The sequence below is a fragment of the Pseudomonas cavernicola genome, assembly GCF_003596405.1.
GTDB lineage: Bacteria > Pseudomonadota > Gammaproteobacteria > Pseudomonadales > Pseudomonadaceae > Aquipseudomonas > Aquipseudomonas cavernicola.
Map to the genome: position 1 here is coordinate 310,027 of NZ_QYUR01000003.1, position 19,489 is coordinate 329,515.

Annotated in this window: 16 protein-coding genes, 1 tRNA gene and 3 pseudogenes; 11 read left to right on the forward strand and 9 right to left on the reverse strand. The window is 59.0% G+C overall.

Annotated elements, in window-relative coordinates; all coding sequences use genetic code 11:
• Positions 1-133: 133 nt before the first annotated feature.
• Both ltrA and D3879_RS15835 read right to left on the reverse strand, forming a co-directional pair.
• Positions 134-1,471, reverse strand: a complete 1,338-nt coding sequence (gene ltrA, locus D3879_RS15825; protein WP_238474267.1) for a group II intron reverse transcriptase/maturase — start codon at positions 1,469-1,471, stop codon at positions 134-136.
• A gap of 485 nt (positions 1,472-1,956) precedes the next feature.
• Positions 1,957-2,047, reverse strand: a tRNA-Ser gene (locus tag D3879_RS15835).
• A gap of 268 nt (positions 2,048-2,315) precedes the next feature.
• Here D3879_RS15835 and D3879_RS15840 point away from each other — a divergent pair.
• From D3879_RS15840 to D3879_RS15870, 7 genes are all read left to right on the forward strand, one after another.
• The gene (locus D3879_RS15840; RefSeq protein WP_119955256.1) at positions 2,316-2,984 is read left to right on the forward strand and encodes a Bax inhibitor-1/YccA family protein; all 669 of its coding nucleotides are present in this window, start codon (positions 2,316-2,318) and stop codon (positions 2,982-2,984) included.
• A gap of 114 nt (positions 2,985-3,098) precedes the next feature.
• Positions 3,099-3,491 (forward strand): sulfurtransferase complex subunit TusD, encoded by a 393-nt coding sequence (tusD, locus tag D3879_RS15845; RefSeq protein ID WP_119955257.1) that lies wholly within the window; start codon positions 3,099-3,101, stop codon positions 3,489-3,491.
• Between the two features lies 1 nt (position 3,492).
• Complete coding sequence (gene tusC / locus D3879_RS15850; protein WP_119955258.1) at positions 3,493-3,852, forward strand: sulfurtransferase complex subunit TusC; 360 nt, start codon at positions 3,493-3,495, stop codon at positions 3,850-3,852.
• Positions 3,852-4,151: a sulfurtransferase complex subunit TusB gene (tusB, locus tag D3879_RS15855; RefSeq protein ID WP_119955259.1), complete on the forward strand. Its 300-nt coding sequence runs from the start codon at positions 3,852-3,854 to the stop codon at positions 4,149-4,151. The genes tusC and tusB overlap by 1 nt, the downstream gene beginning before the upstream one ends.
• Positions 4,148-4,483, forward strand: coding sequence for a TusE/DsrC/DsvC family sulfur relay protein (locus D3879_RS15860; RefSeq protein WP_119955260.1), 336 nt, complete (start codon positions 4,148-4,150; stop codon positions 4,481-4,483). Before tusB ends, D3879_RS15860 begins: the two co-directional genes overlap by 4 nt.
• On the forward strand, positions 4,480-5,478 hold the full coding sequence (locus tag D3879_RS15865; protein ID WP_119955261.1) for a glycosyl transferase family protein: 999 nt from the start codon (positions 4,480-4,482) through the stop codon (positions 5,476-5,478). Before D3879_RS15860 ends, D3879_RS15865 begins: the two co-directional genes overlap by 4 nt.
• 89 nt (positions 5,479-5,567) lie before the next feature.
• Complete coding sequence (locus D3879_RS15870) at positions 5,568-6,593, forward strand: glutathione S-transferase family protein (RefSeq protein ID WP_119955262.1); 1,026 nt, start codon at positions 5,568-5,570, stop codon at positions 6,591-6,593.
• A 210-nt stretch (positions 6,594-6,803) separates the two neighbouring features.
• Here D3879_RS15870 and cysG read toward each other — a convergent pair whose 3' ends face one another.
• The 6 genes and pseudogenes from cysG to ftsK form a co-directional block, all read right to left on the reverse strand.
• Positions 6,804-8,198 carry a siroheme synthase CysG gene (gene cysG / locus D3879_RS15875; RefSeq protein ID WP_119955263.1) on the reverse strand — a complete coding sequence of 465 codons (1,395 nt, stop codon included), beginning with the start codon at positions 8,196-8,198 and terminating at the stop codon, positions 6,804-6,806.
• A complete protein-coding gene (gene serS, locus D3879_RS15880; protein ID WP_119955264.1) occupies positions 8,199-9,479 on the reverse strand; it encodes a serine--tRNA ligase in 1,281 nt (426 codons plus the stop codon).
• Between the two features lie 16 nt (positions 9,480-9,495).
• Positions 9,496-9,870, reverse strand: a complete 375-nt coding sequence (gene crcB, locus D3879_RS15885; RefSeq protein WP_119952152.1) for a fluoride efflux transporter CrcB — start codon at positions 9,868-9,870, stop codon at positions 9,496-9,498.
• Complete coding sequence (locus D3879_RS15890) at positions 9,867-11,192, reverse strand: replication-associated recombination protein A (RefSeq protein WP_119952151.1); 1,326 nt, start codon at positions 11,190-11,192, stop codon at positions 9,867-9,869. The genes crcB and D3879_RS15890 overlap by 4 nt, the downstream gene beginning before the upstream one ends.
• 33 nt (positions 11,193-11,225) lie before the next feature.
• Positions 11,226-11,852, reverse strand: a complete 627-nt coding sequence (gene lolA, locus D3879_RS15895) for an outer membrane lipoprotein periplasmic chaperone LolA (RefSeq protein ID WP_119952150.1) — start codon at positions 11,850-11,852, stop codon at positions 11,226-11,228.
• Positions 11,853-11,882: 30 nt separating this feature from the next.
• A pseudogene (gene ftsK / locus D3879_RS15900) lies at positions 11,883-14,329 on the reverse strand (DNA translocase FtsK).
• A gap of 180 nt (positions 14,330-14,509) precedes the next feature.
• On the opposite strand from ftsK, the gene trxB reads away from it, so the two are divergent.
• From trxB to infA, 4 genes and pseudogenes are all read left to right on the forward strand, one after another.
• Positions 14,510-15,463, forward strand: coding sequence for a thioredoxin-disulfide reductase (gene trxB / locus D3879_RS15905; RefSeq protein ID WP_119952148.1), 954 nt, complete (start codon positions 14,510-14,512; stop codon positions 15,461-15,463).
• 59 nt (positions 15,464-15,522) lie between these two features.
• Entirely contained in the window at positions 15,523-16,203 is a 681-nt protein-coding gene (aat, locus tag D3879_RS15910; RefSeq protein ID WP_119952147.1) for a leucyl/phenylalanyl-tRNA--protein transferase, read from the forward strand.
• 54 nt (positions 16,204-16,257) lie between these two features.
• Positions 16,258-16,965, forward strand: coding sequence for an arginyltransferase (locus tag D3879_RS15915; protein WP_119952146.1), 708 nt, complete (start codon positions 16,258-16,260; stop codon positions 16,963-16,965).
• A 271-nt stretch (positions 16,966-17,236) separates the two neighbouring features.
• Positions 17,237-17,453: pseudogene (infA, locus tag D3879_RS15920) on the forward strand (translation initiation factor IF-1).
• 61 nt (positions 17,454-17,514) lie between these two features.
• Here the strand turns inward: infA and D3879_RS15925 are convergent.
• Positions 17,515-19,489, reverse strand: a pseudogene (locus tag D3879_RS15925) (AAA family ATPase); the annotation flags it as partial.

Consider the following 19,489-nt stretch of genomic DNA (forward strand, 5'->3'; position numbering starts at 1 on the left):
TCATCAATCCGCCAACATGCGTTAGCCGGGCTTATAGGATGATCAGAGACATTTCTTAGCTCATCGAGTAGGGAGCGGGATTACTCCCGCCGCCCTCTCACACCACCGTACGTGCGGTTCCGCATACGGCGGTTCATGGGTGACGCTGGAGGTGCCGCTGGGTATCCAGCAGCGAGATCAAGCCCAAGGCGTCGAAGAAGCGTTTCGGGAAGGCCGCATTCATGTGTGATGCACCCGAATTCCACCACGGACCTTGTCCGTTTCGGGCCGAGCGCCATGCACGATCTTCCGTCAGGCGCTGTCGACGCAGCATTGTGGTTCGGCCTTGACGGTGCTTTGCTTGCCGCCAGAGCAGGCAGCGCAGTCTTCGTCTCAGCCAACCGTCCAGACTCTCCAGTGCATTCTTGGTCTGCGTGAACTGGAAGTAGCCGATCCACCCTCGAAGCACCGGATTCAGTGTCTCGATGGTATGAGTCAGGCTTCTTCCCCGTCCTTGACGTAACAACTCCTTCACGCGGGCCATTAGCCTTTGCAGGCTTTGCGGTGCGATACGCAGCCGAGCCTGGCGATGGGCCGTCAGGCTATATCCCAAGAACTTGCGCGTTGACGGCTTGGCGCAGGCACTTTTCGCTTCGTTGATTTGCAGCTTCAGGCGCTCCGTAAGGAACCCCTTCATCTGCTTCAACAGTTGCTCGCCTGCCGCCTTGCTTCGCACGTAGATGTTGCAGTCGTCCGCGTAGCGGCAGAACGCATGGCCACGTCGCTCAAGTTCGCGATCCCAATCGGTGAGCAGGATGTTCGACAGCAGCGGCGAGAGCGGTCCATGCGTGACGGGCTGGTCGCACAACGCCGAGAGCCGGATCAGCTTGAGCACTCGCGCATCCGTCACCCGCCGGGCGAGCCGTGACATCAGGATGTCGTGGTTCACCCGGTCGAAGAATTTCTCCAAATCGATATCCACCACCCAGCGGCGGCCTTCTTGCACATACTGCTGTGCCGCTAGTACTGCCTGCTGGGCGCTGCGCCCCGGCCGGAAGCCGTAGCTGGAGTCGGAGAAAACCGGCTCGAAGATCGGTTGGAGGGTCTGGAGCAGCGCCTGCTGGATCAGACGGTCCAGTACCGTCGGGATACCCAGTGTGCGTATCCCGCCCGCAGGCTTGGAAATGTCCACTGCGCGTACCGCCTGCGGCATGTACTGTCCGTTTATCAGCACTGCTTTTATGCTTGGCCAGTGCATCTTCAGCCAGCCGGCGAACCGCTCGACCGGGAGTCCATCGACCCCCGGCGCGCCACGGTTGCCGACCACTTTTCGATACGCCAGCCACAGGTTGTCTCGATCAACCACCGCCTCCATTAGCGATGGCTCCCCCGCTTTCGTTTGCTCGGTAGCCGCCGTGCCCGCCTCAACGCCATGCACATCGCCCCCGGAGTTCCGCCCCGGCTCTGACGTCATGGCTGCGTTTTCGCGCACTTGTGTCTCATCGGCTGCATCGAGTCTCTACCGTCCTAATCGCGGTCACTCATGTTCGGCCCTTCGGTCAAACCGCACCTACTATGGCTTCTGCTGACTTCTGTACGGCCATCCTCACGCCTCGCGACGCCAGTAGCACAATGGCAGCCATACAGATCTCCCCGGGTATGACGCACCCACCTTCACGCTTATGCCTGTCGGATATACGCCGCATCGTTCTGTGCAAGTACCGGGCTTTGGCCTTTTTTGCTGCCTTACCCCGATGCGTCGCCTCGTATCCGCTTCCTGTTCGTCAGGCCAGCGCTTTGCCTCGGGCTTCCTTCGGATTCGCAGTCACCCGCGACACCCTTGCCTCTGGCTAACACTTCCCCTTGCCGGGTGTGTAGAGGACTTTCACCTCCGAGTGAGTGCGCCCTGCCGGGCGCACAAAAAAAAGGCCTAGATTTTCATCTAAGCCTTTGATTTTATTCAGTTTTTTTCGAATTTGGTGGAAGGCCAGGGATTCGAACCCTGGGAACGCTACTAACGTTCGACGGTTTTCAAGACCGTTGCATTCAACCGCTCTGCCAACCTTCCAGATTGTATGTGCATCTTACTTCGGGGTTCCAGCCATAAGGCGCAACGAAAAGCTACCTTAGATAAGAACTCACGGACCTGTTACAGTCGACGGTTTTCAAGACCGTTGCCTTAAACCACTCGGCCACACCTCCGCAAAAGTGCGGGCGGCAATAATACCGGAACGAAACACACTGTCAAACTCTCGAGATTGGCAGTAACGATGTCTCTGCTATGATCCGTTTCGACCTTGGTCACGGAACCCTTAGCCCTTTTCAGGAGTGTTGCCATGCACGAACAAGATTACGCACTCAACCACGCGCAGGTTGAGCAGCAAGAAGTCAGCCGCGTCCTGCGCAACACCTATGGCCTGCTGGCCATGACGCTCGCCTTCAGTGGCCTGGTCGCTTACGTGGCACAGCAGATGCGCGTTCCTTACCCAAGTTTCTTTGTGGTCCTGATTGGCTTTTACGGCCTGTTCTTTCTGGCGGCCAAGCTGCGCAACTCGCCCTGGGGTTTAGTTGCGACATTCGCCTTGACTGGCTTTATGGGGTACACCCTTGGGCCGATCCTCAATCGCTACTTGGGCATGCCCAATGGCGGCGAGGTGGTGAGTTCGGCATTCGCCATGACCGCGCTGGTGTTCTGCGGCCTGTCGGCCTACGTGTTGACCACACGCAAGGACATGAGCTTCCTGGCTGGCTTTATCACTGCCGGCTTCTTTGTACTGATCGGCGCTACGCTGGCGAGCATTTTCTTCCAGATCAGCGGCCTTCAATTGGCGATCAGCGCGGGTTTCGTACTGTTCTCCTCGGTCTGCATCTTGTTCCAGACCAGCGCCATCATTCATGGCGGCGAGCGTAACTACATCATGGCCACCATCAGTTTGTACGTGTCCATCTACAACCTGTTCGTCAGCTTGTTGCAGTTGCTGGGCATCGCCAGCAGTAACGATTGATAGATTTCATGTTGTAGAAAAGCCCGCTTCGGCGGGCTTTTTCATGTCCGCGGCGAGCAACTTACGTGCTCAGGCCGTATCATTCCGACAAGAATCTCCCTTGTCGGGTATGCCATGAAGTTTGCCATCGCCCTCTTCTCCCCACCGCACGCACCCTCCTCACGCCGCGCCTTGCGCTTTGCCCAAGCCGCATTGGCTGACGGGCATGAAATCGTGCGGCTGTTTTTCTATCAGGATGGCGTGTACAGCGCCTCGAGCAATGTCGTGACGCCACAGGATGAGCTGGACTTATCTGGCGAATGGGCTGCTTTCGTCCGCGAACAACAACTCGATGGGGTAGTTTGTATCGCCGCGGCTCTGCGGCGTGGCGTATTGAATGAGGAAGAGGCACAACGTTACCAACGTAACGCCGCCAACCTGGCTAAGCCCTGGGAGCTCTCCGGACTAGGGCAACTGCATGAAGCGGCGCAGTTGGCCGATCGCCTCGTTTGTTTCGGAGGCCCTTGAAATGGCTAAATCGCTTTTGATCATGTGCCGCCAGGCACCCTGGTCCGGCCCTGCTGCCCGCGAGGCACTTGATATTGCCCTGGCTGGCGGTGCTTTCGACCTACCTATCGGCCTGCTGTTTCTCGACGATGGTGTCTTCCAACTAGCCCAAGCCCAGCAGCCCAGCGCATTGCAGCAGAAAGACCTGACGGCCAACCTCCAGGCGCTGCCACTGTTCGGCGTGGAGTCGCTCTACGCCTCCTTGCGCAGCCTGCAAGAACGCGGCCTGGATACCCAGGCGCTCAACTTGCCGGTGGAAAGTCTGGATGATGCTGCGCTGACCACTCTTATCAACCACTACGACCAGGTGATCACCCTCTGATGGCCACCCTGCATATCCTTTCGCATTCGCCTTTCAGCGACAGCCGCCTGAGCAGCTGCTTGCGTCTTCTCGGTCCCGATGATGGCCTGCTGCTGACTGGCGATGCGGCATATGCCTTGCAACCTGGTAGCGCACAACGCCAAGCGCTGGAGCTGATGCCCGCATGCATTGAGCTGTTTGCCCTCCATGAAGACCTACAAGCCCGCGCCTTAAGTGCCCCAGTCCGCCTGCAAGTGATCGACTACCACGGCTTTGTCGACATCTGTACGCGCTATGCCAAGGTCAATAGCTGGCTATGAGCGCGCTGATCGTCGATGAGCGCAGCATTGCGCTGGATAAAGACGGCTACCTGCTGGAGTTAAGTGACTGGTCGCCCGCCGTCGCCGAGGCCCTAGCCCTGCAAGAAGAGCTGCCACTTAGTGCTGAGCATTGGGAAATCCTTCAACTACTGCGGGCTTTCTATAGCGAGTTTCAGCTTTCTCCAGCCACTCGTCCGCTAATCAGATATGCCGCGCTGAAACTCGGACCGGAGAAAGGCAATAGCCTGCACCTTAACCGCCTGTTCAAAGGCACCCCCGCCAAACTCGCCGCCAAACTGGCGGGCCTGCCGAAGCCGACCAATTGCCTATGAATCCGCAGCCTCTAACTCTGACCACCCCAGCCGAGCACCCTTTCGCCCATTACGTGCGCATTCTCGGTAAAGGCAAGCGGGGTGCCCGTAACATGACCCAGGACGAAGCCCGCGAGGCCATGGGCATGCTGCTCGACGGCAAAGTCGAAGACACCCAACTCGGTGCCTTTCTGATGCTGATGCGGTACAAGGAAGAAAGCCCGGAGGAGCTGGCCGGATTTACGCAGGCCGTCCGCGCACGGCTAGGCGCACCGGTCATTGCGGTGGATCTCGACTGGCCGACCTATGCCGGCAAAAAGCGCCATCTGCCGTGGTATCTCTTGGCCGCCAAATGTCTGGCCAACAACGGTGTACGCATCCTCATGCACGGCGGTGGCGCGCACACTGCCGGCCGCCTGTACAGCGAGCAGCTGCTGGAGCTGCTGGACATTCCGCTCTGCCGTGACTGGACCTCTGCCGGCCAAACACTTGAACGGCAGAACCTCGCCTTCGTTCCGCTGGGAGACTGGATGCCGCAGCTGCAACGGATGATCGACCTGCGCAACACCCTGGGGCTGCGTTCGCCGATCCATTCCCTGGCGCGGATTCTCAACCCGCTCAACGCGCGCTGCGGCCTACAAAGCATCTTCCATCCGGGCTATCAGGCGGCGCACCGCGAGGCCAGCCAGTTACTAGGTGACAACTCCATCGTGATCAAAGGCGATGGCGGCGAGATTGAAATCAACCCGGATGTCAGCTCGCACCTGTATGGCACTGCCGACGGCAGTAACTGGGACGAGGAATGGCCGGCGCTCTCGGCGCAGCGCCACGTCAAACCGGAAAGGCTTGAGCCGGATCATCTGCTCGCCTTCTGGAATGGCGAAGTCGAAGACGACTATGGTCGCCTGGCAGTGCAGGCCACGATGGCGCTGGCTCTACGCGGTCTAGGAATGCCGCGCGAAGAGGCCTTCGCGCAATCTCAACAATTCTGGGATGCACGAAACAAATCGATTTGATCGATACGTAAGGCGCAGAGTTTGCGTCATTCGTTCGAGTTCTTAGCATTAGACTGAGCTCCTACGCAGCAGGCAGAGGAATCGGGACAATGGGTTTACTGATCGATGGCCACTGGCATGACCAGTGGTACGCAGCCTCCGAAGGCGGTCGTTTCCAGCGCGAGAAAGCGCAGCGGCGTAACTGGATCACTCGCGATGGCGAGCCAGGCCCCAGCGGGGGTGGTGGCTTTCGCGCAGAGGCTGGCCGTTATCACCTGTATGTTTCCCTGGCCTGCCCCTGGGCTCACCGCACGTTGATCCTGCGCAAGCTCAAAGGCCTGGAAAGCCTGATCGACGTCTCCGTAGTCAGCTGGTTGATGGCCGAGCATGGCTGGACCTTCGAGCAAAGCCACGGCTCCACGGGCGACGCCCTAGATGGGTTGAGTTATCTGCATCAACGCTACACCGCTGATGACACCAACTACACCGGCCGGGTGACCGTGCCCTTGCTGTGGGACAAGCAGCTCAAGCGCATCGTCAGCAACGAGTCAGCCGAAATCATCCGCATGTTCAATTCCGCGTTCGATGGCTTGACCGCCCCCCAGGGTCAAGATAGTAGCCGCCTGGACTTTTACCCGGCACCACTGCAACGCGAGATCGACTCGCTCAACGAGCAGATCTATCCGGCGGTCAATAACGGTGTCTACCGTGCCGGCTTCGCGACCTCACAAGAGGCTTATGCGGAGGCCTTCGATGAGCTCTTTAGCGAACTGGATTATCTGGAAGAACTGCTGGACCAGAAGCGCTATCTGGCGGGCGAATACCTGACCGAAGCCGACTGGCGCCTGTTCACCACACTGATTCGTTTCGACGCGGTCTATTACAGCCACTTCAAATGCAACCAGCGGCGGATCGAGGATTATCCGAACCTGTCGAATTGGCTGCGAGAGCTGTATCAGTGGCCAGGCATCGCGCCGACTGTGGACTTTAGCCACATCAAAGGGCATTACTACGCGAGCCACCGCACCATCAATCCGACCGGCATCGTGCCCAAGGGCCCGGCTCTGGACTTCAGCCGCCCGCACGATCGCGAACGACTACCCGGTCGGGGTATCTGGCACAACAGCGGGATTTGACTGCCAGCGGTATCCGTAGGCTGGGTAGAGGCTTCAGCCGAAACCCAGCGTTGACTCAGCATTGTGAGCGAGTTGGGTTTCACGGTGTTCTACCCAGCCTACAGGTGTAGGGCGGGTGAAACCCGCCAAATAAAAGTAACGCAACAATCTCGGCCGGTCATTGGTTTCTACCGCGCGGGTTTCACCCGCCCTACAAGACCAGCCCCCTCCCTACACCTGCTCTTGAGCGCCTTCGAACCAGGCCAGTTTGTCACGCAGGGTCACCACTTCACCGACGATTACCAGCGTCGGTGCATGCACTTCATGCTGCGCCACCAGTTCCGGCAGATTGGCCAAGGTACCGGTGAACACGCGTTGTTTGGCAGTGGTGCCCTGCTGAATCAATGCGGCCGGAGTCGTACTGGCGCGGCCGTGCTTGATCAGTTGTTCGCAGATAACCGGCAATCCCACTAAACCCATGTAAAACACCAGGGTTTGCCCCGGCGCAACGAGGTCGCTCCAAGGCAGATCGCAACTGCCATCCTTCAAATGACCGGTGACAAAACGCACTGACTGGGCATAGTCGCGATGGGTCAGTGGAATGCCGGCATAGGCCGCGCAACCGCTGGCGGCGGTGATGCCCGGCACCACCTGGAAAGGGATGCCGTTGGCGGCCAACTCTTCAATCTCTTCGCCACCACGGCCAAAAATAAATGGGTCGCCGCCCTTCAAGCGCAATACGCGCTTGCCTTGCTTCGCCAGTTCGACCAACTGCTGGTTGAGCTGCTCTTGCGGCAGGGCATGCTCGGCGCGCTGCTTACCGACATAGACACGCTCGGCATCCCGTCGGCACAGCTCAATGATCGCCGGCGCGACCAATCGGTCGTACAGCACCACATCAGCCTGCTGCATCAGGCGCAAGGCGCGGAAGGTCAGGAGATCAGGATCGCCAGGACCGGCACCGACCAGATAGACCTCACCGAGCACTTTGGGTGCGGCGCCACTGAGTTTGGCTTGCAGCAGTTTCTCGGCTTCGGCGCCCTGCCCGGCCAACATGCGCTCGGCGATTGGGCCCTGGAACACATCTTCCCAGAACACCCGGCGCTGCTGCAGATTGGGAAACAGGTCTTTCGCCTGGCTACGGAAACGCTTGGCCAACCCTGCCAGTTGGCCATAGCTGGCGGGAACCCAGGTTTCCAGCTTGGCGCGAATCAAGCGCGCCAGCACCGGCGCATCGCCACCGCTGGAAACCGCCATCAGCAACGGCGAGCGGTCGACAATGGCCGGGAATATCACGCTGCACAGGGCTGGCGCATCGACCACATTGACCGGCAGACCACGCCCGCGAGCATCGTGCGACACCCTGGCATTCAATGGCTCGTCATCGGTGGCGGCGATAATCAGCACGCAGCCATCCAGATCACTTTCAACATAGCCGCGCACATGCAGCTCACCACCGCCCTGCTCGACCAGATCGGCCAGTTGCGCCTCGATCTGCGGCGCCACAACTCGCAAAACAGCGCCGGTGTCAGCTAGCAGGCGCGATTTGCGCAAGGCGATTTCGCCGCCACCAACCACCAACACGCGCTGTCCGCGCAGGTTATGAAACAGCGGCAAAAAATCCATTTAACCGATTACCTCGATGCCACCCATATAGGGCTTGAGCACTTCCGGCACGCGGATCGAGCCATCGGCTTGCTGGTAGTTTTCCAGCACGGCGACCAACGTCCGACCAACCGCCAGACCCGAGCCGTTCAGTGTGTGTACCAGCTCCGGCTTGCCGGTTTCCGGGTTACGCCAGCGCGCCTGCATGCGCCGGGCCTGGAAGTCGCCACAGTTGGAGCAGGAGGAAATCTCGCGATACTTGTCCTGGCTCGGCACCCAGACTTCCAGGTCATAGGTTTTGGTCGCACTGAAGCCCATGTCACCGGTGCACAGAGCCAGCACACGGTACGGCAGCTCGAGCAGCTGCAAGACTTTCTCGGCGTTACCGGTCAGGCTTTCCAGTGCTTCATAGGATTTGCTCGGCTCAACGATCTGCACCATCTCGACCTTGTCGAACTGGTGCTGACGGATCATGCCACGGGTATCGCGGCCAGAAGCACCCGCCTCACTGCGGAAGCACGGGGTGTGCGCGACGAATTTCAGCGGCAGCTGTTTAACGTCGAGAATCTCGTCGCTGACGATATTGGTCAGCGAAACCTCGGCCGTCGGGATCAGGTACAGGTCGGCTTCGCCGTCGCGGCTGATCTTGAACAGGTCTTCTTCGAACTTTGGCAGCTGACCCGTACCCTGTAGCGCAGGCGCCTGCACCAGGTAAGGCGTGTAAGCCTCTTCGTAACCATGCTCGCCGGTGTGCAGATTGATCATGAACTGCGACAGCGCACGGTGCATACGGGCGATGGGGCCGCGCAGCAGTGCGAAACGCGCGCCCGAGAGTTTGGCCGCGCGCTCAAAGTCCAACCAACCGTGCAGCTCACCCAGGGCCACATGGTCTTTGATCTCGAAATCGAAAACCTTCGGCGTGCCCCAGCTACGCACTTCGACGTTAGCTTCTTCATCGTCGCCAACCGGTACCGACTCGTGCGGCAGGTTGGGCATGCCTAGCAGAATGGAGTCGAGCTCGGCCTGGATCGCATCCAGCTCGTGCTTGCCGCTGCTGAGCTCGTTGGCCATGCGATCGACATCAGCCATCAGCGGGCCGATATCTTCACCACGGGCCTTGGCCTGACCGATGGATTTGGAACGCGCATTGCGCTCGGCCTGCAGTTGCTCGGTGCGGCTCTGCACGGTTTTGCGCTGGGCTTCCAGCCCTTCGATACGCGCCACATCCAGTTGATAACCGCGGGCAGCCAGGCGTTCAGCGATTGCCTGCAGTTCGGTACGTATCAGTTTGGGATCAAGCATGTTCGTCTCTCAGTCATCAGAGTTTGGTCAGGGACAAGCCCACCCAAGTGGCGAGCAGGCCGCCGAGCACGCTGAGTGCCACATAGCCGAGAGCTAGCGGCAACTGCCCGCTTTCCAGCAAGCGCAGCGTGTCGAGGGTAAAGGAGGAAAAGGTCGTCAGCCCACCGAGAAAGCCAACCACCAAACCGGCGCGCAACTCCAGCGGTATCTCCGGGCGAAGCAAGAATAGGCCGTAGAGATAGCCAATCAGCAGGCAGCCAACAATATTGACCAGCAGCGTACCGACATTGAAGTGCTGCGGCCAATGGGCACTGATCCAGTTGGTGGTCGCAAAGCGCAATAAGGTGCCCGCTGTACCGCCCACAGCAACCGCAAGAACCACTCGAATCATGGTTTTCTCCGTTGCCTAGGGCTAGCGCGATCCTGCGCCGCGAGATGATTCAGCTTGTCACGGATTTTCAACTCTAGGCCGCGCGGCACCGGCTGGTAGTAGTTGCGCGGTTCGAGGCTGTCCGGGAAGTAATCCTCGCCAGCGGCATAGGCTTCCGGCTCATCGTGGGCATAGCGGTATTCGTCGCCATAGCCCAGCTCTTTCATCAATTTGGTCGGGGCATTACGCAGATGCAGCGGCACTTCCAGCGAGCCATGCTCCGCGGCATCCCGCATCGCGGCGTTGAATGCGTTGTAGACCGCGTTGCTCTTTGGTGCGCAAGCCAAATACACGATGGCTTGCGCCACCGCCAACTCACCTTCTGGACTACCCAGGCGCTCCTGCACGTCCCAGGCGGACAGGCATAAGCTCAGCGCGCGCGGATCGGCGTTGCCAATGTCTTCACTGGCCATACGCACCACACGGCGGGCGATATACAGCGGATCGCAGCCACCGTCGAGCATGCGCGCGAACCAATACAACGCGCCGTCCGGGCTGGAGCCGCGGACTGACTTATGCAGTGCAGAAATCTGGTCATAGAACGCTTCGCCGCCCTTATCGAAACGACGACGGCTGTCACCCAGCAGGTTTTGCAACAGCCCGACACTGATCTCACTATCGTCTTCGGCCAGATCGGCGGCGTTCTCAAGGAAGTTCAGCAACCGCCGACCATCACCATCGGCGGCCGCCAGGAGAATCTTGAAACTGTCTTCCGGCAAGCTTAAGTGACGATCGCCCAAGCCTTTCGGCTCATTCAGGGCGCGCGCTACCAGTTTGCGTAACGCCGACTCATCCAGGCTTTTCAGCACATAGACGCGGGCACGGGAAAGCAGCGCGTTGTTCAGCTCGAACGAGGGGTTCTCGGTGGTCGCACCGATGAAGATCAGCGTGCCGTCTTCCACGTAAGGCAGAAAGGCATCCTGCTGCGACTTGTTGAAACGATGCACTTCATCGACGAAGAGAATCGTTCGCCGGCCGTACTGCGCAGCATGCTGCTGGGCAATCTCCACCGCCTGGCGAATCTCCTTCACCCCGGACAACACCGCCGAGAGCGTTTCGAAATGTGCATCGGAAACCTGCGCCAGCAGCCTCGCCAGGGTGGTTTTGCCGACACCCGGCGGGCCCCAGAAGATCATCGAGTGCAGCGCGCCCTGCTCCAGCGCCTCGCGTAGCGGCTTGCCACGGGCCAGCAGGTGTTCCTGACCGACGTACTCGTCCAAGCTGGCTGCACGCAGGCGGGCGGCCAGGGGTTGAGCGACGGGGGTGTTACGGAACAGGTCCATGGGCTGGGGTCAGCACCTCTTACACTTGAGCATTTACTCTTGAATCACGTCAGCGCCGGCCGGGATATCGAAAGTGAACTGGCCGGCGTCCAGCGCCGCGTTCATCTTCACTCCGAGGAACAGAATGTTGGTGCGCTGGCCGACACTGTCGATCAACTGCATGTCGTTGATCACCCCTTTGCGGAAGGACAGACGCAGGTTATCGAACAGCGTGTCCTTGGCTTTCGGCTTGAGGGTGAAGTCCACCACATCGCCAGCTTCTTTGAAGGTGATGTCGAAGTTCTGGCGAATCTGCGAAACATCCCCGGAAAGCAGCAAAGCCGGCGTATGAGTCAAACGCTGGTCGAGCTTCTGAATCGTCACTTGTTGCAGATCCGGGTCGTACAACCAAACTTTCTGGCCATTGGAGACCAGTAACTGCTCTTGTGGCGCGTCGGTATGCCAGCGGAACAAACCCGGACGCTTCAAGGACAGCTCACCAGCCGTTTCCTGCAACTGCGTGCCAGTACCGTCCAGGGTCAGCTGGGAGAAACGCGCAGTGATGGTCTGCGCCTGGCTGAGCAGTTGGGTCAGGCGCTGAACGGCGGCCTCGTCGTCGGCCTGGGCTGGGATGACGGCAAAAGCCATAGCTGCCAGCAACAGCATGCGGATCAGGCGCATGTAAATCCTCATTGAATCCATGGGTAGGCGTTAATCGCGAATCGGGCCCGGCGCAATCACTTCACGGGAGCCGTTGGTGTTCATAGACGTCACTACGCCGGCCATTTCCATGGCTTCGACCATCCGCGCGGCGCGGTTGTAGCCAATTTTCAGCTTGCGCTGTACAGCGGAAATCGAAGCGCGGCGGCTCTCGGTAACGAAACGCACGGCTTCGTCGTACAACGGATCGTCCTCACTGCCTTCGCCGCCACCTTCGCCACTGCCACCGTCGAAGCCGCTGCCAGCCTCTTCCACGCCGGCGAGAATGTCCTCGATGTAGTCGGGCGCACCACGCAGTTTCCAGGCTTCGACTACACGATGAACCTCTTCGTCGGAAACGAAGGCGCCGTGAACGCGGATCGGCAGGCCAGTGCCCGGCGGCAGATAAAGCATGTCACCGTGGCCGAGCAGTTGCTCCGCGCCGCCCTGGTCGAGGATGGTCCGCGAGTCGATCTTGCTGGAGACCTGGAACGCCATACGCGTTGGGATGTTGGCCTTGATCAAGCCGGTGATTACATCCACCGACGGCCGCTGAGTGGCAAGGATCAAGTGAATACCCGCAGCCCGCGCCTTCTGTGCGATACGCGCGATCAGCTCCTCAACCTTCTTGCCGACGATCATCATCATGTCGGCGAATTCGTCGACCACCACCACGATGGTTGGCAGGGTCTTCAGCAGTGGCGCTTCGTCGTGGATGCTTTCGCGCTTATACAGCGGATCGACCAGCGGCTCTCCCGCCTCTTCTGCATCCTTCACCTTGCGATTGAAGCCGGCAAGGTTTCGCACCCCCATTTTCGACATCAGCTTATAGCGCCGCTCCATTTCGGCAACGCTCCAACGCAGGGCGTTGGCAGCCTCTTTCATGTCGGTCACGACTGGGCAGAGCAAGTGCGGAATACCTTCGTAGATCGATAGCTCAAGCATTTTGGGGTCGATCATGATCAGCCGGGCATCTTCTGGTCCGGACTTGAACAGAATCGACAGGATCATGGCATTCACGCCCACCGACTTACCCGAACCGGTGGTACCGGCGACCAGCAGGTGTGGCATCCGCGCCAGGTCGGTAATCACCGGACGGCCACCGATGTCATGCCCCAGCGCCAGGGTTACCGGCGACTTGGCCTCGTCGTACTCGGGCGAGGACAACACTTCAGAGAAGCGCACGATCTGGCGGTCCTCGTTAGGTATCTCAATACCCACAGTGGTCTTGCCTGGGATAACTTCCACCACGCGCACGCTGATCACCGCCAACGAGCGCGCCAAGTCCTTGGCCAAACCTGAGATGCGGCTGACTTTGATCCCGGCAGCTGGCTGGATTTCGAAACGGGTAATCACCGGCCCGGATGCACGGACTCGACGATGACCTCGACACCGAACTCTTTGAGCTTGATCTCCAGCAGACGCGACATGGCCTCTAGGGACTCAGGGGAATATTTCTTCTGCTTCTTCTCGGCCGCATCGAGGATGGAAATCGGTGGCAAGGTGCCCTCGACCGCGCTATCGACGAACAGCGGCGCTTGCTTCTCTTTCTGTACGCGCTTGCTCGGCTCAACGGCTTTAGGTGCAGCAGGCGGAGTAATCACCGGTGCGGGGCGCTTCTCGCGCTCGCTCATGTGCTTGCTCAGGGCTTCTTCACGCTCGATCAGGCGCTCTTTGACCTTCGCCTGCTCACGCCGGTCATGCACCATCGGTGCGGCTACTTCGTTGACGCGATCATCGACTTCGCGCAACTGGGCTACCAATTGCTTGCGCTCGACCCGCGCACTCCACCAATTGTTGGTGGCGTTTTGGATCAGCTCGAACAGGTCTAGGGTGATCTTGCCGGTCAAATCCATGACCTTGAACCAGGACAGGTCGCTAAACACCGTCAGGCCAAACAGGAACAACGCGATAAACAGCAACGTGCTGCCCTGCACATTCAGCGCAGCAACGGCCAACTGCCCCAGGCTTTCACCTAGCGCACCGCCAGCCGAAGCGGGCAAGCTGGAACCGGAATGGAAATGGATATAGGCCAAGGCCGCGCCGGACAACACCAGAAACACCAAACCAATCAGCCGCCAGGAAAACAACCAGCCGCTCCACTGCCAGGGCTGGTGACGGCCGCGGAAGACCTGGAATGTCTTCACCGCCAAAAGCAGTGGAAACAGGTAGGCGAAATAACCGAGGGCCATGAATAAGATATCGGCAAACCACGCACCGGCACGGCCAGCGGCATTCTGAACCTGCACGACATTGCTGGTATGGGTCCAACCCGGATCATTCTGATCATAGGTCAGCAGCGCCATCCAAAGATAAAGGCAAAGCGCACCCAGCGCGATCAGCGCACCTTCCTTGAGCCGGTAGTGCAATTGCTGACGCCAAACTGGTGCTTGAGCGGTAGTGGTGGAGTTCTTCAAAACGCGTCTTTTCCTGCGCCTACGGCGCGCCCAACAATCGATTGACGGCGAAAACTTGGCCTATTGTACGGGTTTGCCTGCCTGATGCCACGTCACGCGACATGCCTATGGCGCGTTTTGCCGGCCTCTCCCGCTTCGGTGTAGCATAGCCAACAGCATCTTCCGTGCGGCTCAATTGGAGCACGCATTCTCTTTTGTGACAAAGGCTTATGAGGTGTTTTTATGAGCGAAGTCAAGCATTCACGCCTGATCATCTTGGGCTCCGGCCCTGCCGGCTATAGCGCTGCTGTATACGCCGCCCGCGCCAACCTCAAGCCCCTGATGATCACCGGCATCCAGCCCGGCGGCCAGCTCACCACCACCATCGAGGTGGACAACTGGCCAGGTGACATCGAAGGCCTGACCGGCCCGGTACTAATGGACCGCATGCAGAAGCATGCCGAGCGCTTCGACACCGAGATCGTTTACGACCACATTCATACCGCCGAGTTGCAGCAGCGCCCCTTCATCCTCAAGGGCGACAGCGGCACCTACAGCTGCGACGCACTGATTATCGCCACCGGCGCCTCTGCCCAGTACCTCGGCCTGCCATCGGAAGAAGCCTTTGCCGGCAAGGGCGTGTCCGCCTGCGCCACCTGTGACGGCTTCTTCTATCGCAACCAAGTGGTCGCAGTGATCGGCGGCGGCAACACAGCCGTGGAAGAGGCCCTGTATCTGGCCAATATCGCCAAGGAAGTGCACTTGGTGCATCGTCGCGACAAGCTGCGCTCGGAGAAAATCCTGCAGGACAAGTTGTTCGAAAAAGCCGCCAACGGCAATATCCGCCTGCACTGGAACCAAACCTTGGACGAAGTGCTGGGCGACGCCTCCGGTGTCACCGGCGTGCGCCTGAAAGACACCAACAACGGCGCGACCGAAGAATTGCCGCTGACCGGCGTGTTTATCGCCATCGGCCACAAACCCAACACCGACCTATTCCAGGGCCAACTGGAGATGCGTAATGGCTACCTGCTGATTCAGGGCGGCAGCGAAGGCAATGCCACCGCTACCAGCATCGAGGGCGTCTTCGCCGCCGGCGATGTCGCCGACCATGTCTACCGCCAGGCCATCACCTCGGCAGGCGCGGGCTGCATGGCCGCACTGGATGTCGAAAAGTTCCTCGATATCGGCAACTGAGCCCTACAGGTGGGCGCCCAGCGCCCACCTTCGCCCTACCCTCTCGGTCATAGCCCATCATGCTGACCTGGCTACAGCGCGACTCCCTGGACTTCCCCTCTCTCGAGAAAGCCTTGCGCGAACCTAACGGCCTGCTCGCGGCCGGCGGCGACCTGAGCGCTGACCGCCTGATCCAGGCTTACCGTCACGGTTGCTTTCCCTGGTATCAGGACGACCAGCCGATTCTCTGGTGGTCACCGGATCCACGCACCGTGCTATTTCCGGGCGAAATTCACATCTCACGCAGCCTGAACAAGACCCTGCGTCAAGCCCGCTACCAGGTAACCTTTGATCGGGATTTCGCTGCCGTAATCCACGCCTGCGCTGCTCCGCGCACTTATTCCGAGGGCACCTGGATCACCTCCAGCATGCAAGCCGCGTATCTGGAATTGCATCGGCGCGGCATTGCCCACTCGGTCGAAGTCTGGCTCAACGGGGAGCTAGTTGGCGGGCTTTATGGGCTGGCGATGGGGCAGCTGTTTTTCGGTGAGTCCATGTTCAGTCGAACCGATAACGCCTCCAAAGTGGGATTTATCACGCTGGTCGAACACCTCAAGGCCTGGGGCTTCGTGCTGGTCGACTGCCAAATGCCCACTCCGCACCTGCAGAGCTTTGGCGCCCGCGCCATTCCTCGCACGGAGTTCGCAGGCTACCTGGCTCGTCACCTGAATCAAGCAAATACGGCGGACTGGCTTGCCTAGGCGAGTTCGGCAGGCTGGCATACACTTACTCTAAGCCTCTCTTGAGGGTTAATCATGACCGAGCTGGCTCGCCTTAAGTTCTACGCCACTCAGCCGCATCCCTGCAGCTATCTGCCCGAGGAACAGGCCACGACGCTGTTTCTTGACCCCAGCCAGCCAATGGATATGGAGGTCTACGCCGAGCTTTCGGAAATGGGTTTTCGCCGCAGCGGTGATCACCTATATCGCCCACATTGCCAGCGCTGCACAGCCTGCGTGCCGGCGCGCATTCCTGCGGCGCAATTCACACCCAACCGCCAGCAACGACGAATCCTCAAACGCAACGAAGAGCTTCAGGTTCACGCCGTACGCCCAACCTTCAGTGAAGAGTATTACGCTCTCTACGCGCGCTATATCGAACAGCGCCACGCCGATGGCGACATGTATCCACCCAATCGCGATCAATTCGCCACCTTTTTGGTGCGTGACCTGCCTTTTTCCCGCTTTTACGAGTTCCGGCTGTCCGGTCGCTTGCTCGCCGTCGCAGTTACCGACGTACTGCCCAATGGTCTTTCCGCGGTTTACACCTTCTACGATCCTGACGAGGAGCGCCGCAGCTTGGGCCGTTATGCCATCCTCTGGCAGATTGGCGAAACCGTTCGCCTAGGCTTAGAAGCTGTCTATCTTGGTTACTGGATCAAGAGCTGCCGGAAGATGAACTACAAGACCCAATACCGCCCCATTGAGCTGTTCGTCAATCAGCGCTGGATAACCCTCTCCTAGGCTCTGTTGATGTTTAATGACGGCCGCGCGGACCCTTCGGGTTGTGCCTGAAAACGTGCCATGCTGTGTTGCAGTCCTTGGCAAGGAATAACCATTGCCTGCGGCCTGCGCCTTGCCTGGCGCGCTTTCAGGCGACAACGCGGCTCGTCATTAAACTTCGACAGAGCCTAATTACCTTGGCGGGCAGACCTATTTTCGGGCACAATGCACGCCGCTTTTGCCTGGCGCCAGTTGCACCGGGCCATTCATTGGATACCGAGGGCTTTACTGCATGTCGAAAGAAGACAGCTTCGAAATGGAAGGCACTGTCGTCGACACCCTGCCAACACCATGTTCCGTGTGGAGTTGGAAAATGGGCACGTCGTAACCGCGCACATTTCCGGCAAGATGCGCAAGAACTACATTCGCATCCTGACCGGTGACAAAGTACGTGTTGAATTGACGCCCTACGACTTGAGCAAGGCCGCATTACTTACCGCGCGCGCTAAGCCAGTCCCAATGAAAACGCCCGGCAATTGCCGGGCGTTTTCATTTCTCGACAGTTGATGACTACGCCATTTCAGCCGTGGTCTCGAAGTCAAAGCTCAGCTCACCATCCTTCACATCGATGTGCACGACACCGCCATGCTCAGCCAATTCGCCGAAGAGAATTTCCTCAGCTAGTGGCGCTTGATCTTATCCTGAATCAGGCGAGCCATTGGTCGAGCACCCATCTGTGAATCATAGCCACCAGCAGCCAGCCAACCGCGCGCCGCGTCACTAACTTCAAGCGTGACGTGCTTATCCTCCAGTTGCGCCTGCAACTCGGTGAGAACTTGTCCACCACGCTCTTAATCACTTCGTGACTCAGGCGACCAAACTGGATAATGGTGTCCAGACGTTACGGAACTCTGGCGAAAAGCTCTTCTTGATCACTTCCATGGCATCCGTGGAGTGATCCTGATGGGTGAAGCCGATAGAAGCCCGCGCCGCGGTTTCCGCGCCAGCATTGGTAGTCATGATCAGGATGACGTTGCGGAAATCCGCCTTGCGTCCGTTGTTGTCGGTCAGAGTGCCGTGATCCATCACTTGCAACAGCAGGTTAAAGACCTCCGGATGCGCCTTCTCGATTTCATCCAAGAGCAGCACGCAATGCGGCATCTTGGTGATGGCTTCGGTCAGCAAGCCGCCTTGATCGAAACCGACATAGCCCGCGGCGCACCGATCAGCCGCGAAACCGTATGGCGCTCCATGTACTCGGACATGTCGAAACGCACCAACTCGATACCCATCGCCTTGGCCAACTGCCGTGCAGCTTCAGTCTTGCCGACGCCCGTAGGCCCGGCGAAAGAAGGAACCCCCGGCTTATCCGGTGACTTCAACCCAGCGCGGGACAACTTGATAGCCGTGGATAGAGAGTCGATCGCAGCATCCTGGCCAAACACCGTCAACTTGAGGTCGCGCTCCAGATTACGCAGCAACTCCTTATCCGAAGTGTTGACATGCTTAGGCGGAATACGCGCGATTTCGCGACGATGTCCTCAACATGCACCACTTCTATGCGCTTAACACGCTTGTCTAACGGCTGTAGACGCTGGTAAGCGCCAGCCTCATCGATCACGTCGATAGCCTTGTCCGGCATATGACGATCGTTGATATAGCGCGACGCCAGTTCGGCCGCAGCTCGCAGCGATTCATCGCTGTACTCGATACTGTGATGCTGCTCGAAACGCGCCTTGAGACCGCGAAGGATGCCAATGGTGTCTTCCACCGATGGCTCACTCACATCCACTTTCTGGAAGCGCCGCGCCAGCGCGCGATCCTTCTCAAAGATTCCGCGAAACTCTTGGAACGTAGTCGAGCCGATGCAACGGATTTCCCCGGAAGACAACATCGGCTTGAGCAGATTGGACGCATCCATCACGCCCCCAGACGCCGCGCCAGCACGATGATGGTGTGAATCTCATCGATGAACAGGATCGCATGCGGCCGCTTGCGCAATTCGTTGAGCAAGGCCTTGAAACGCTTCTCGAAGTCGCCACGGTACTTAGTGCCGGCCAATAAAGCGCCGAGATCAAGGAATACACCACGCTATCCGCGAGCAAATCCGGCACCTGATTATCGACGATACGCTTAGCCAGACCTTCGGCGATGGCCGTCTTGCCAACACCAGCCTCACCCACCAACAGTGGATTATTCTTACGCCGCCGCGCGAGGATCTGCGCAACGCGCTCGACCTCCAACTCACGCCCACCAGAGGATCAATACGACCCAGGCGCGCCAACTCATTCAGGTTGCTGGCATAGGCATCCAGCGGATTGCCCGAGGAGGAAGACTCACCACCCTCGTCATCCTGCATTTCCTGGTCACTTTCCGAATGATCGGCATGCCCTGGAACCTTGGAGATACCGTGAGCAATGAAGTTGACCACATCGATACGGGCAACACTTTGCTGCTTGAGCAGGAATACGGCCTGACTCTCTTGCTCGCTAAAGATCGCCACCAACACATTGGCACCGGTTACTTCACGCTTACCTGAACTCTG

Bases quoted from the DNA above. Each gene is read 5' to 3' on its own strand.
- D3879_RS15860 (WP_119955260.1), top strand. From the start codon at position 4,148: ATGAGCGCGCTGATCGTCGATGAGCGCAGCATTGCGCTGGATAAAGAC.
- D3879_RS15840 (WP_119955256.1), top strand. From the start codon at position 2,316: ATGCACGAACAAGATTACGCACTCAACCACGCGCAGGTTGAGCAGCAA.
- D3879_RS15865 (WP_119955261.1), top strand. From the start codon at position 4,480: ATGAATCCGCAGCCTCTAACTCTGACCACCCCAGCCGAGCACCCTTTC.
- tusB (WP_119955259.1), top strand. From the start codon at position 3,852: ATGGCCACCCTGCATATCCTTTCGCATTCGCCTTTCAGCGACAGCCGC.
- lolA (WP_119952150.1), bottom strand. From the start codon at position 11,852: ATGCGCCTGATCCGCATGCTGTTGCTGGCAGCTATGGCTTTTGCCGTC.
- trxB (WP_119952148.1), top strand. From the start codon at position 14,510: ATGAGCGAAGTCAAGCATTCACGCCTGATCATCTTGGGCTCCGGCCCT.
- cysG (WP_119955263.1), bottom strand. From the start codon at position 8,198: ATGGATTTTTTGCCGCTGTTTCATAACCTGCGCGGACAGCGCGTGTTG.
- tusD (WP_119955257.1), top strand. From the start codon at position 3,099: ATGAAGTTTGCCATCGCCCTCTTCTCCCCACCGCACGCACCCTCCTCA.
- tusC (WP_119955258.1), top strand. From the start codon at position 3,493: ATGGCTAAATCGCTTTTGATCATGTGCCGCCAGGCACCCTGGTCCGGC.
- serS (WP_119955264.1), bottom strand. From the start codon at position 9,479: ATGCTTGATCCCAAACTGATACGTACCGAACTGCAGGCAATCGCTGAA.
- aat (WP_119952147.1), top strand. From the start codon at position 15,523: ATGCTGACCTGGCTACAGCGCGACTCCCTGGACTTCCCCTCTCTCGAG.
- crcB (WP_119952152.1), bottom strand. From the start codon at position 9,870: ATGATTCGAGTGGTTCTTGCGGTTGCTGTGGGCGGTACAGCGGGCACC.
- D3879_RS15915 (WP_119952146.1), top strand. From the start codon at position 16,258: ATGACCGAGCTGGCTCGCCTTAAGTTCTACGCCACTCAGCCGCATCCC.
- D3879_RS15890 (WP_119952151.1), bottom strand. From the start codon at position 11,192: ATGGACCTGTTCCGTAACACCCCCGTCGCTCAACCCCTGGCCGCCCGC.
- D3879_RS15870 (WP_119955262.1), top strand. From the start codon at position 5,568: ATGGGTTTACTGATCGATGGCCACTGGCATGACCAGTGGTACGCAGCC.